General features: G+C 70.7%; 10 protein-coding genes. 7 read left to right on the top strand and 3 right to left on the bottom strand.

The window, feature by feature from the left end:
* Positions 1 to 33 precede the first annotated feature (33 nt).
* From ACZ45Z_RS21905 to ACZ45Z_RS21885, 5 genes are all read left to right on the top strand, one after another.
* On the top strand, positions 34 to 1,512 hold the full coding sequence (locus ACZ45Z_RS21905) for an amidase (RefSeq protein ID WP_468364868.1): 1,479 nt from the start codon (positions 34 to 36) through the stop codon (positions 1,510 to 1,512).
* Between the two features lie 6 nt (positions 1,513 to 1,518).
* The gene (locus ACZ45Z_RS21900) at positions 1,519 to 2,751 is read left to right on the top strand and encodes a class I adenylate-forming enzyme family protein (RefSeq protein WP_468364866.1); all 1,233 of its coding nucleotides are present in this window, start codon (positions 1,519 to 1,521) and stop codon (positions 2,749 to 2,751) included.
* Positions 2,752 to 2,925: 174 nt separating this feature from the next.
* The gene (locus tag ACZ45Z_RS21895) at positions 2,926 to 3,450 is read left to right on the top strand and encodes a cupin domain-containing protein (RefSeq protein WP_468364864.1); all 525 of its coding nucleotides are present in this window, start codon (positions 2,926 to 2,928) and stop codon (positions 3,448 to 3,450) included.
* A 112-nt stretch (positions 3,451 to 3,562) separates the two neighbouring features.
* Positions 3,563 to 5,083: an MDR family MFS transporter gene (locus ACZ45Z_RS21890; protein WP_468364861.1), complete on the top strand. Its 1,521-nt coding sequence runs from the start codon at positions 3,563 to 3,565 to the stop codon at positions 5,081 to 5,083.
* A 69-nt stretch (positions 5,084 to 5,152) separates the two neighbouring features.
* Entirely contained in the window at positions 5,153 to 5,896 is a 744-nt protein-coding gene (locus ACZ45Z_RS21885; RefSeq protein ID WP_468364859.1) for an SDR family oxidoreductase, read from the top strand.
* Between the two features lie 81 nt (positions 5,897 to 5,977).
* Here ACZ45Z_RS21885 and ACZ45Z_RS21880 read toward each other — a convergent pair whose 3' ends face one another.
* From ACZ45Z_RS21880 to ACZ45Z_RS21870, 3 genes are all read right to left on the bottom strand, one after another.
* Positions 5,978 to 7,468 carry an FAD-binding oxidoreductase gene (locus ACZ45Z_RS21880; RefSeq protein WP_468364857.1) on the bottom strand — a complete coding sequence of 497 codons (1,491 nt, stop codon included), beginning with the start codon at positions 7,466 to 7,468 and terminating at the stop codon, positions 5,978 to 5,980.
* 637 nt (positions 7,469 to 8,105) lie between these two features.
* On the bottom strand, positions 8,106 to 8,687 hold the full coding sequence (locus tag ACZ45Z_RS21875; RefSeq protein WP_468364855.1) for a DNA-3-methyladenine glycosylase I: 582 nt from the start codon (positions 8,685 to 8,687) through the stop codon (positions 8,106 to 8,108).
* 185 nt (positions 8,688 to 8,872) lie between these two features.
* Entirely contained in the window at positions 8,873 to 9,160 is a 288-nt protein-coding gene (locus ACZ45Z_RS21870; RefSeq protein ID WP_468364853.1) for a metal-binding protein, read from the bottom strand.
* 652 nt (positions 9,161 to 9,812) lie between these two features.
* On the opposite strand from ACZ45Z_RS21870, the gene ACZ45Z_RS21865 reads away from it, so the two are divergent.
* On the top strand, positions 9,813 to 10,706 hold the full coding sequence (locus ACZ45Z_RS21865) for a hypothetical protein (RefSeq protein WP_468364850.1): 894 nt from the start codon (positions 9,813 to 9,815) through the stop codon (positions 10,704 to 10,706).
* A gap of 1,284 nt (positions 10,707 to 11,990) precedes the next feature.
* Complete coding sequence (locus ACZ45Z_RS21860; RefSeq protein ID WP_468364847.1) at positions 11,991 to 12,680, top strand: transglycosylase family protein; 690 nt, start codon at positions 11,991 to 11,993, stop codon at positions 12,678 to 12,680.
* Positions 12,681 to 12,767 lie beyond the last annotated feature (87 nt).

Below are 12,767 nucleotides of genomic sequence, written 5' to 3'. Positions count from 1 at the left end.
CCGTCCGCGCTCGAACTGGAGGGATGTCGAACCATGGATGAACTCGCCTATCAGCCGGCCACCCGCCTCGCCGGGATGATCCGCCGCCGGGAGCTGTCCCCGGTGGAACTGGTCGAGGCGTGCCTCGACCGCATCGAGCGCCGCAACCCCGCCGTCAACGCCTTCGTCACCGTCTGCGCCGACCAGGCCCTGGACGCCGCGCGGCGCGCCGAACGCGAGGTGCTCACCGGCAACCCCCTGCCCCCGCTGCACGGACTGCCCGTGGGCATCAAAGACCTCGACCCGGTGGCGGGAATCCGCACCACGCAGGCCTCGTACGCCTTCGAGAACGAAGTGCCCAAGGCCAGCGGCGTGAGCGCCGAACGGCTCCTGCGGGCCGGCGCCATCGTCATCGGGAAGACCAACACCCCGGAATTCGGCCACAAGGCCATCACCGACAACTTCCTGTTCGGGCCGACCAGTACGCCCTTCGACCTGACCGCGAACGCCGGCGGCTCCTCCGGTGGCGCCGCCGCCGCCGTCGCCGAAGGGCTGGTGCCCCTCGCCCAAGGCTCCGACGCGGGCGGTTCGCTGCGCGTCCCGGGCGCGCTGTGCGGGGTGTTCGCCTTGATGGGCACCTTCGGACGGGTGCCCACCGTGGTGCGGCCCAACGCGTTCGGCCTGCTCAACCCCATGGTGTGCTACGGCCCGGTCACCCGCACCGTCGAGGACGGCGTGCTGATGTTCGAGGTGATGGCCGGCCCGCACCCCCGGGACCCCTACTCGCTCCCCGCGACACCCGAGCGCCTTTCGGACGCCCTGCACCGCCCGCTCACCGGCCTGCGCGTCGCCTACTCCCCCGACCTCGGCGGATTCCCCGTGGAACCGCAGGTGGCCGCGGTCGTCAAGGAGTCTCTCGGCGCCCTCATCGACGACGGCGCGGAGGTCGTCGAGGTCGACATCAAACTGCCCCGCCCGCACCAGGAGTTCACCGCGCTGTGGCGACGTCTCCAGGCCGTCCGCCAGGTCGAGTTCATCACACGGATGCGGCGGGCCGGCGTGGACGTGCTCGCCCACCGCGACCGCATGGCGCCCACCTATCTGGAACTCCTGGAGATGGGCGGACGCCCCTCGGCCGTCGACTACCGCCTCGAAGACATCCTGCGCACCGAGCTCCTGGACTCCCTGGAGGACGTCTTCGACCAGTACGACCTCATCGTCAGCCCGGTGACGTCGGTGGCGCGGATACCCAACGCCTCCGACCGCACCACTGTGGGCCCCTCCGAGGTCGCGGGACAGCGCGTCAACCCGCTCGTCGGCTGGTGCCTGACGGGCCTGTACAACTTCATCGGCAGCCCCGCCGCCACGGTCCCCGCCGGCTACACCCCGGCCGGGCTCCCGGTGGGCCTCCAGGTCGCCGCCCGCCGTTTCGACGAGCGGCGGGTCGTCGCCGCCTGCGCCGCGGTGGAACGCCGCCGCCCCTGGCACGAGGGCTACGAGCGCCTGGAGCTCAGGCGCGAGCGGGAAGGCTGAGCCACGGTGCCCCTCCACAACCGCCGGGACCCCGAATGGTGGGGTGCCCGGCTGCTCGCCCGGCACCCGCCCGACGCACCGTGGGCGTGCGCCCGCGGCACGGTCACCTACGGACAACTGCGCTCCCAGGTGGACTCCCTGCGCCACACCCTCCAGTCGTACGGCATCGGGGAGGGCAACACCGTCGCGCTCCAGGGCGCCCGCAGTTTCACCCAGATGTGGGCGCTCCTGGCGCTGTGGTCGTGCGGCGCTCAGGTCCTGCTGATGGGGCCCGGCCTGCGCGGCCGGGAACTGGGCATCCTCCTGGACCGCTGCCGTCCGCAGTTCCACCTCTCCTTCGACGCCCCCGGCTGGGCCGACGGCACCTTCCACGACGAGTGCGAGGTCCTCGTCCGCCGTCTCATCGGCGGCCGCCCGGCCCAGACCGCGCACTGCCTGGTCCAGTTCACGTCGGGCAGCACCGGAACCGCCAAGGCCATCGGCCGGACGCCGCGTTCCCTGACCACCGAACTCGGCCGGTTCCGGGCGATCGGCGGCATGCCCCGCGAGGGCGAGAAAGCGCTGCTCCTCACTCCGCCGGAGCACTCCTTCGGGCTCATCGGCGGTCTGCTGCACGCCATGAACACCGGGGCCGTCGCCGTCTTCGCCCCGAACACCGGCGGCCCCGCGGTCCTCGGCGCCTGCCGGGCCCATGACGTCGCCGCCGTCCTCGGGGCGCCCGCCCATTTCGCGGCCCTCGCCGCGCAGGACGACCCACCGGAACTGCCAAGGCTGCGGATGGCCCTGTCCGCCGGCGACGTGCTGGACCGGCGGGTCCACACGCGTTTCGCGGAACGCTTCGGCATTCGGATCGGCCAGGCGTACGGAACGACCGAGACGGGCATCATCGCCGTCGACGCGGACGGCAGGCACGGGCCCGGCACGGTCGGCGTTCCGGCGCCCGGCGTGCAGGTCCGGCTGGTCTCGGGGGAACTTCAGGTACGGCTGCCCGGCTCCCCGTATCTGGCCCCGGAGGAGCCTCCCGCGCGGTTCCTCGCGGACGGCGGACGCGACCCGGGCGGCTGGCTGTGCACCCGCGACCTCGTCGAAATAGATCCGGCCGGCGGGGCGCTGCGGCTGCTGGGGCGCCTCGATCCGCTGGCCGATCGCGGCGGCCTGAGCGCCGCCGCCACCCAGCGGCAGATCACCAGCCGCACCGTCGTCCGGCGCCTGGGCCGGGACGGCTGGCTCGCCCGCTGAGACACGTCGCGGGGCCCGCCGGCCGGACCCCGCGACGCACCCCTCGCGCACCACCGCTCGGCCCGCGATGCAACCCATCCGGGCCGAGTGGTGTTTCCCCTGTGAATCGCACTGAACCGGCCGCTCCGCAGAGTGCCGGCTCCCTTTCCGCACCTCACCCGAGCTGGAGGCTCCATGACCGAGGCAACGATGACGCACGGGAAGGAAGACCGGCCGGAGCGCCCCAAAGGCGTGCTCCATGTGCCCGCCGGACAGGGCCCCACGGTCTGGGTCGACGGCGACACGTACACCGTCAAGGCGAGCCACGCCAACACCGGTGGCGCGCTGGCCTTCCTGGAGGCGTCCGTGCCTCCCGGCTGCGGCCCCGCCGCGCATGTCCACACCCGCGAGGACGAGGCGTACTACCTGCTCTCGGGCGAGCTCGAAGTCCTCGACTCCGGCCGCACCTTCACCGCCCACCAGGGCGACTTCGTCTTCATACCGCGGGGGATAACGCACCGCTTCAAGAACACCGGCCTGCATGTGGCCCGGATGGTGTTCCTGTTCACCCCCGCGGGCTTTGACCAGTTCTTCCTGGAGGCCGGCGACCAGGCCAGGCCCGGCGAGCAGGCCCAGCCGTGGACGCCGGACCGGTTCGGGCCCGTGGTGGACGCCGCCGCGCGCTACGGCTGGGAGCCCGGCGAGGAACCAGCCGGCTGACGAGGCGGCCCACGCCCCGGGAACGCACCCGCCCGCACCACCCTCCCCGCCGGCCGCGAGCACACCTGAGCTGCCCACGGCACGGAACGCACTGACAGCACGGAAGGTAACGATGGAAGAGACCGCGGCGAAACGACCGCCGGAAGCCGACAGCACGCCGATCGCAGAGCGGCCCGAGGGAGGTGAGCAGGCGGAGACGGGCCTGCTGCCCATCGGCTCGACACTGGCCCTGGGCGCCGTCCTGGCCCTGCTCAGCACCACGATCGTGTCGGTGGGCATGGGACGCCTCTCCGAGGTGTTCTCGGTGCCGCTGTCCACCGTGCAATGGGTGAGCACCGCCTACCTCCTGGCGCTCGCGGTCGCCATCCCGATCGCCGGCTGGGCGATGGACCGCTTCGGGGAGAAGACGCTCTGGCAGGCGTCACTCGTCGTCTACCTCACCGGCTGCGTCCTGGCCGCCGTCGCCACGTCCGTCGGCACCCTGATCTGCTCCCGGGTGGTCCAGGGCATCGGCGCCGCCATGTTCGAGCCGATCATGCTCACGATGCTGGCCCGCGCGGCCGGCCCGAAACGCGCCACGACGGTGCTCAGCCTCATCCAGATCCCCATCACGCTCGCCCCGGTCTTCGGCCCCATGGTCGGCGGCGTCCTCATGGACAGCCTGGACTGGCGCTGGCTGTTCTGGTTCAACGTCCCCCTGGGCCTGCTGTGCGCGGTGATGGCGCAGCGCATCCTGCCCACCGACCCGCCCCGCGCCGAGCGCCCCGTCTCCCAGCTCGACGTGACCGGACTCGCGCTGCTGCCCGCGGCTCTGGCCGGGCTGCTGCTGGGCTTCTCCCAGGTGGCCGCGGGCGGAGGTATCGGCGCACCGGTCGTGTGGGTCTCCTTCACCGTCGGCGCCGTGCTGTTGGTGGCGTACGTACTGCACGCTCTGCGGATGCGGGGCGTTCCCCTCATCGATGTGCGGCTGTTCGCCACCGGCCGGTTCACCGCCGCCGCGCTCGGCTCGTTCCTGTTCGGCGCCTCGGTGTACGGCATGATGTTCCTGCTGCCGCTCTTCTTCCAGCAGGCCGGCGGCTTCGACGCGTGGACCTCGGGCCTGTTGCTCGCCCCGCAGGGCATCGGCACGGTCCTGATCCTGCCGGCCGTGGGCCGTCTCGTCGCCCGGTACGGCCCCCGTGCCGTCGTCCTCGCGGGCATGGCACTCGCGGCGGTCAGCACCCTGGCGTACACCCAGCTCGATCCTGGTGACGACACCGCGCTGCTCGTCATCGCGCTCCTGGTTCGCGGCGTCGGCCTGGGCACGACCCTGGCCCCGGCGCTGTCCACGGGCTTCACCAGCATCGCCCCGGAGAACACCGGTCGCGCCAGCAGTGCTCTGATCGCCTCTATCCAACTGGGCGGCTCCGTCGGCACCGCGCTGCTGGCCGTCGTCGTCCAGCAGCAGCTCACCAGCCGTCTGGGCCCGTCCGGCTCCTCGGCGTCGGTCGCATCCGCACCTCATCTCGCCGGGCCGATCACCGATGCCTTCGGCGGAGCCTTCTGGTGGACGCTGGGAATCTGTGCGGCCGGCGCGGTCGTCGCCCTCTTCCTGCCACCCGCCGAGCGCGGCACCACGCCCGCGAAATCCTGAGCCGCACACAGCAGCGGTCAGCCACCCCTCACACCCACATGCTCACGCACCTTTGAGAGGACACTTCACATGACGGACCAGCTCAACGGGAAGGTCGCCCTGGTCACCGGGGCATCCCGAGGCATCGGGGCGGCCATCGCCCAGCGATTATCGGCCGACGGCGCCGCCGTGGCGCTGACCTACTCCCACTCCAAGGACCGCGCCGAGGAGGTCGCCGCCGGCATCCGCACCGCGGGCGGGCGGGTGACGGTCATCCGGGCCGACAGCGGCAAGGACGAGGACATCGCGGCCGCCGTCACCGAGACCGTACGAAGCCTCGGCGGCCTGGACATCCTGGTGAACAACGCCGGGGGCGGCACGTTCGCTCCCGTGGACCAGATGCCCCTCGAAGACATCGACACGATGATCAACGTCAACGTCCGCGGGGTGGTCGTCGGCATCCGCGAGGCGCTCCGGCATCTCCCGGAAGGCGGCCGCATCATCACGATCGGCAGTATCAACGCCGACCGCATCCCCTTCCCCGGGGGTTCCGTCTACGGCATGACCAAGGCGGCGATAGCGGGGCTGACCCGCGGCCTGGCCCGTGAGTTGGGCCCGCGCGGCATCACCGTCAACAACGTCCAGCCCGGCCCGACCGACACGGACGCGAACCCCTCGGACGGCCCCATGGCCAGCAGCATGCTCGGCTGGATGGCTCTGGACCGGTTCGGCAAGTCGGAGGAAATCGCCGCGATGGTCTCGTATCTCGCGGGCCCCGAGGCGGCGTTCGTCACCGGCGCGAGCCTGGACATCGACGGCGGCTTCGGCGCCTGACCCTCCCGGCCGCCCTCTCGCCGCGGTCCCGCCCGGGGCAACCAGCCCCGGGCGGGACGCGTGACGGCAGGGCCGACCGGGCTACGGCAGTCGCACCGACTGCCCGTGGCTGAAGTGGTTGCCCGGGTCCCACTTCGCCTTGACCTGCTGGAGACGCGGATAGTTGGCCCCGAAGTACAGCGTGTACCAAGGCACCCCGGAGGTGTTGTGCCGCGGATCGTTGAGATCGATGTCGGCGTAGTTGACGTAGCAGCCGTCGGTGACGTCGTCGAGGACCGGGACCCCGCCCGTCTCCTTGTACACGTCCTCGTAGAAGTCCCGCAGCCAGGAGATGTTCGCGGCATCGTCGGCCGGGTTGTTCCAGTACGTCTGGTAGAGCAGCTTGAAGCGCGAGTCGCGGTGCACGCTCGCGGTGGCCGCCGGCTTCACCGCGTTCACCGCGCAGCCGAAGGAACTGAACTGCACCATGGCACGCGGATTGTTGAGGTCCGTCTGCGCCAGATGCTTGTACATCGCCTCGATTTGCGCGTCGGTGACATTCCGCTTGTTGTAGGTGGACTTGTAGTCCGCCCGCAGAGTCGGGTCGACGAGCGTGTTGTTCGTGGTGCCCATGTAGCGCGTGGCCTGCAACCACGGCATCCGCTGCGGCCTGTGGTATTGCGGCATCGGCTTGTGTTCACCCATCGTATTGGTGACGGGTTCATGCGTGAGATCGACGCCCTCGGTGACCGCGGCGATATAGGCCTCCAGCAGCTTTTCCGCGTGCGGAGCTGTGGCGTCCATTTGGGACACGAGCCCAATCTGGCCGTTCGACCGGTGATTGAGCAGCAGCGAACTCATCAATCCGCTGTAGGGGCTTCCCGGCGCGGCGTTCTCCTCCGCCTCGTGCCACGCCCCGTAATTCCGCGCGAGCCTGATGAACGCTTCCTTGGTCATGTCTTGCCAGGACCAGGCGACCGCGCTGAGCAACACCTCGCTCGGCGGCTTGATGAGAGCCTGTTCGGCCTGGCGGCCGGTGGCTTGCGGGGACCGGAACCAATAGCGGGTGATCACCCCGAAGTTGCCGCCGCCGGCGCCGGTGTGGGCCCACCACAGTTCCCGGTTGGGGTCGGACTCCTCACGCGTGGCGACCACCGTGCGGGCGTGGCCCTTGGCATCGACCACGACGACCTCGACCGCGTACAGGTGATCGACGATCAAGCCGTGCTGGCGGGCGAGCATGCCCCATCCGCCACCGCTGACGTGGCCGCCGACGCCCACCGAGTAGCACATTCCGCCGGGGAGGGTGACGCCCCACACCTTGTACAGCCGCTCGTAGACGTCGAGCAGCGTCGCTCCGGCCTCGATCGCGAAGGCGGAGAACCGGTCGTCGTAGTAGATCGACGTCATCTCCGACATGTCGAGCACGATCTGGGTGTCGGCGTTGAAGACGAAGTCCTCATAGCAGTGTCCGCCACCACGGACCGTCAGTTTCTTGCCCTCCCGCACGGCCTCTTGTACGACGGCCACGACCTGCTGGGTGGAGTCGACCACCCGCACGGATTCCGGCCGCCCGACCCATCGCTGGTTCACCCCGCGCACGAGATCCACGTACCGTGGATCGGCCTCCGCGATCCTCGCCGCACCGAACTCGGCGGCGGGAGCCTTTTGGGGCCCACACCCGTGCGGCTTCCCGTTGCGCTCCACATTCTCGTGATCATTCGTCATGGCTGGTGTCGAGCCCTTCCTGAGTTAAATGCCCTGGGCTTACCCGTTCCCGCGAGATCAGGAATCCGGGTCTTTCCGCGAAGCAGCAGCGGACGTCGGCGCGTACGCCATCAGGGCCGAAGGTGCGATCGCCACGATCAATATTTGTCGCGGACAGACAGAGCGCATGGCGCACCAAAGAAAAGATCTCCCCCCGGATCCTGGACTCCCCCGGCACGGGTGCTCAATGACCCAGCGCGAATGAGAGTCACCGCGATAATGAATCCTGCGCCACAGGATTTCAAGCCGATTGGGAAAATCCCCGAGGTTTTCTGTCGGGCCGGCAGCCCGTCACGCAAAGCGGAACCTGGAAAACCGCCCACCCGGCCGACCGGAGACCGTATACGCGGACGCTTCCACTCCTCCGAAGAAGACCGCCACCCGCCCTCAAGCACCGGCCGGCCGCGAGCCCCCAGCCCCTCGATGACTCACTGACTCACTCGCCCGTGCCTGCTGGGCGGGCCTACGGGGCGTGCTGTCCGGAGGATCCGCGCCGATGGCACCCCACCAGGTGCGTGTCGACCAGGCCGATGGCCTCCATGAGGGCGTAGCTGGTCGTCGGTCCGACGAACCGGAAGCCGTGGGAGCGCAGTTCGGCGGCGAGCGCCTTCGACTCGGCGGTACGCGTCGGGACCTCGGAGACGGTCCGGGGCACCGGGGTGCGTTCGGGTTTGTGTGACCAGATCAGCCGATCGAGTCCGCCGTGCTCGCGGAGAGCCACCACGGCCCGGGCGTTGGTACGCGCCGCCTCGATCTTCGCGCGATGACGCACGATGCCGGCGTCGCCCATGAGGCGTTCGATGTCCCGGTCCGTATACGCCGCGACGGCGTCCGGGGCGAACCCGTCGAACGCCGCCCGGAAGGCCGGCCGTTTGGCGAGGATCGTCAGCCAACTCAGCCCGGCCTGGAACGCCTCAAGGCTGATCCGCTCGAACAGCGCCTGCTCACCGCGCACCGGAAGTCCCCACTCGGTGTCGTGATACCGCGTGTTGAGCGGATGCGAGACGGCCCAATGGCATCGCGCGAGCCCGTCCTCACCGACCACCGCCGTGGGATCCGGTGACTCGGGGGGCGACTGGGGCGACTGGGGCGACTGCGGCGCAACGGGCTGGCGAGGGGATGGTTGGACCGCCGCCGTGCTGCTGGATGTACTGCTCACGCGCTCAACTCACTTCGCTGGGACGGCACCGGCCGGGCGGGCTTCGGATGCCGTACTGACTCGGGGCCCGGTCACGGGCGAAGGCCGTCCTCGACCGCCCTTCTCCGGGCATTCCACCGGGCGTACTGACCGGCCATGCACACCGCGCAGGGCCGGTACCCCGCCGCGACGGCGGTCTCCTCATCGGCGAAGAAGACGCGTTGACGCACGTAGTGACCACGGGCGATGGCTCGTAGTGCGGAGGGACAGTCGAGGCGCCCGTAGAGCTTCCCCCGCCGGTAACCACCCAGCGTGCCCGGGGTGGCGCTGCGGTACGGCCGACCGTCACGCCCGATCAGTGTGTACATCGCGGATGCCATGGACATCGGGGATGCCACGCCGATTGCGGATGCCGTGCAGATTTCGGATGCCGGGCACATCGCGGATCCCGTATACCTCGCGGATCCCGTATCCGTCCGTTCCGGCGAGGTCCCTCCGTGCCGGTTGTTCTCATGCGCTTCCCCCAGGATGGAGCCGCGAAGACCGACCGACCTCGATGCGGCCACCACCGTGACACCGACTGCTGCACAACCCAGCCTGTACGCCTCCCGCCCAAAGCTCCGGCGGTATTCAGACATCGTGCTACCCCGCCCCCGTACACCCGGTACGCCCGCGCCGCTCAGCGCGCACCAAGGGCGCCAACCCGGCGCACCAACCGCCCAGTTACCGTCTTGACAGCCCCCTCCCCTGGGAGAAACCTGGTCCTTCCGGCGCAGCAGCCGGGTTCGGGGAAAACGGGGGAAAGTCATGAGGCACCCGTCTGTGCGCGTGACACAGGAGACACCTGGTACCGACGCCATCTGGGCGGCCGCCGCCCCACCACCCCGGCGTCACCCTTCAAACAGCGGATCAAACGGCGGATCGGCATCTCAAAGCCCCACGAGATCGCCATCTCACCGTCCCACGACAAGGCGTCGACGGACTCACCGGTCGCCCCTCCTCAGCGCCCTCCTCGTCGTCACCCTCTCTCCCTTGGCCGCCTGTTCGGCAGCGGACGGGGACGCCGCTGCCCCGCCAGACGGCTCCGGCAGTCCGACGGCCGTCTCGACACCGTCCGTCAGCCCGACACCGACCGTCGATCCCGCCGCCTACCGGCGCGCCCTGACCACCGCCCTCGGCCCCCTGAACTCCGCACTGCGAGCGGTCGACGGCGCGCGCGAGGGCGGACCACTGGACCAGGCGCTCCAAACGGCCGCCGACAAGGCCGTCGCCGCCGCCAACGCTCTCGACGCGGTCGCCGCACCGGTCGACGCCACCGCCGGCAACAGCCAACTCGCGGCGTCCCTTCGCGGCCTCGGCGATGACCTCAAGAGCGCCCGCGGCGACGGCGGCCGCTGCGCCACCTCCCCGCGCGTCGAACTGGGCACGGCCGACAGCCCGAAGAACGTGCGGGACGCGAGTCGCGCGCTGACCGCCCTCGGCTACGACGCCGCCCTGCGGCTGCCGCGCACCGAAAAGGCCCGGCATCGCCGCCTGGGCAACGGCACTTTCGTCCGCGACGGCAGCCGGGGCGGCCTCGGGCGCCTCACCATCAACAACGGCACCGGCACCGATGCCGTGGTCACCCTGACGCGGGGCGAGCGGACGGCGTTCTCCGTGTACGTCCGCAACGGTTCCCATGCCACCGTGCGCAGCGTCAACAGCGGTTCGTACACGGTGTACTTCACCACCGGGGAGGACTGGAACGGCGGCAGGCGGTCCTTCACGCGTCGGTGCGGTTTCGAGAAATTTGACGACCGGGCGAACTTTCGTACCGTCCGGGTCGCGGGCGGAACGCAGTACACAGTGCTGACCTTCACCCTGAACAAGGTGATCGGCGGCAACGCCAGCACGAGCACCGTGCCGCCGAGCGAATTCCCGTCGTAGCGAGGCGGGCGGTGCCGCCCGCAGCGGGCCGGATCGACGGGTAGGGGCACGGGCACCGGCGCGGGGCGCCCACCGCACCGGAACCGGCACCGGCACCGGCACTGGCAGACCGGGGTTCTATGCGGCCGGCGACGCCCACCACACCGCCACCGACCAATTCGTCCGCTCGCGTCATGGCCGCACTTCTTCGCCTCACCCCTCGCCTCGCTGCCTCCCTCCACCGCCGAATGCGATTACGGCACGCAATTGTTGATCTCCCCACCGCCGACTCTCCCTAACTCCCCACGCCTTGCGCGCTTCCGGATTCGCCATTCGGCTACGCCCCGCCACGTGCCGCTAATACGTGGCACGGCTGATACGTGGCACAGGTGATACGTCGCGCACGCGATACGTGGCGCACGTGAAACGCAGCGCCGCCTCGGTTCTCGACACCCCCGGCACCCCCGTCGGGCCCGACGTGCCCGACGTGCCCGACGTGCCCGACCATGGAGCGCGCCGGCCAAGGCAACGCGCCCCGCTCCTCCCGCTGCCCGCGACGGCATCCTTCCGTGCGCTCCGGGCATGCCCCTCGCCGTCCGACCGCCCCACCCCCGCCGCCCGCCGCTCGGGGGCGCATGATCCGGATACGGGACGGCGGCGCAGACGCTCCCCCTTGGGCCGCCCCTCCCGCGCCGGGAGTCGTACAGCGTCGCCAGAACGCGCGACCGGCACGCAGGTTGCCTCCCGATGCGGGCTCGGCCCCGGACTTGTACCCCAGCCCCGCACCCCGGCCGGCACCCCGAGTCTCCGCCCTTATCTGCCGCTCACCCTCGTCACACGCCCCGTACCCGGCACGCCGCCGCTCGCAAGTCGCCATCTCGGCCCGACGGCCATGTGCGCGGCGCGTGCGAACCCCCGCCGCGCACGTGCACCAACCCCGGCGGACGCGCACGGCAACCGCCCCCCACTCGAACATGCCATCGAAATGGCCCACCACTGTGTGCAGCCCACCGATGGCGGTGCGCCCCCACCCCTCAGGCGAGTACCCCCCGTGGAGGCACCCGCTCTCCACCGACGTCAAGGGGGCAGACCGGGGGTCGCCGGCGCTACCGCGCGCTCTGCCGATGCCGACTCCGAGCATGGTTGTCTCTCACTCGTCCAATTCATGGCGCCTCACGGAATTCGCTTCACGAAGCCGGACCCTGAAAGGAAAAGGCGAAGGCGAAGACGATCCACCGCCGAGGCGTCACGTTTCCTGAATGGCCGCCAGAAAACTGCGCGGCGGCGAGCGACGGGAGCTGGAGAATGGAATTTCCGCAGGTATCGGTATCGGTATCGACCGGCCGGGGCGAATGCCGGGGACGTGGGGTCCGGAGCATCACGGCGGCAGCGGTTCTGCTGGCGGCCGGCGCACTGAACTTGGCGACCGAGGGGTCGGCCGAGGCCCAGAGCGGCGGGACGTGGGACCGCCTGGCCGGGTGCGAAAGCGGGGGGAACTGGCGTATCGATACGGGAAACGGGTTCTCGGGAGGGCTCCAGTTCGCGCACACCACCTGGCGCTCGTACGGCGGCGGCACATACGCCCCGCGCGCTTCGCAGGCGACCCGGCAGCAGCAGATCCAGGTAGCCGAGCGGGTGTTGGCGCGGCAGGGGTGGGGCGCGTGGCCGGCCTGCTCGGCCTCGCTGGGGCTGAACGGGACGGCCTCACGCGGCAGCGGCCCCCGCGCCGCCGCGCCGCACCGGGAAGCGGCCGCGCCGACCCGCGACCGAATCCGGCGCCAGGTACCCCAGGAACGGCGCTACAAAGAAAAGCGGCACCGGCATTCCGGCCAGTCCGTCGTCGTCAATCCCGGAGATACGCTGAGCGGCATCGCGTACGCACACGGATGGGGCTGGAAGGATTTCTACCGCCTGAACCGTCAGGTGATCGGCGATAACCCCGATCTCATCTTCCCCGGCATGCGATTGTCCGTACGGAACTCCCGGGGCAACTGAACGAACCTCCGGCGGGGGGGGGGGGGCGGGGGGGGGGGGGGGGGGGGGGGGGGGGGGGGGGGGGGGGGGGGGGGGGGCGGGGGTGGG

The sequence above is a fragment of the Streptomyces sp. NPDC031210 genome (assembly GCF_055570395.1).
Note: the sequence above shows the minus strand (reverse complement) of the source record. Positions and strands in the feature narration are given on the sequence as shown.

Excerpts from the sequence above, each read along its gene's own strand:
- ACZ45Z_RS21905 (WP_468364868.1), top strand. The coding sequence starts at position 34 with ATGGATGAACTCGCCTATCAGCCGGCCACCCGCCTCGCCGGGATGATC.
- ACZ45Z_RS21895 (WP_468364864.1), top strand. The coding sequence starts at position 2,926 with ATGACCGAGGCAACGATGACGCACGGGAAGGAAGACCGGCCGGAGCGC.
- ACZ45Z_RS21890 (WP_468364861.1), top strand. The coding sequence starts at position 3,563 with ATGGAAGAGACCGCGGCGAAACGACCGCCGGAAGCCGACAGCACGCCG.
- ACZ45Z_RS21885 (WP_468364859.1), top strand. The coding sequence starts at position 5,153 with ATGACGGACCAGCTCAACGGGAAGGTCGCCCTGGTCACCGGGGCATCC.
- ACZ45Z_RS21870 (WP_468364853.1), bottom strand. The coding sequence starts at position 9,160 with ATGGCATCCGCGATGTACACACTGATCGGGCGTGACGGTCGGCCGTAC.
- ACZ45Z_RS21860 (WP_468364847.1), top strand. The coding sequence starts at position 11,991 with ATGGAATTTCCGCAGGTATCGGTATCGGTATCGACCGGCCGGGGCGAA.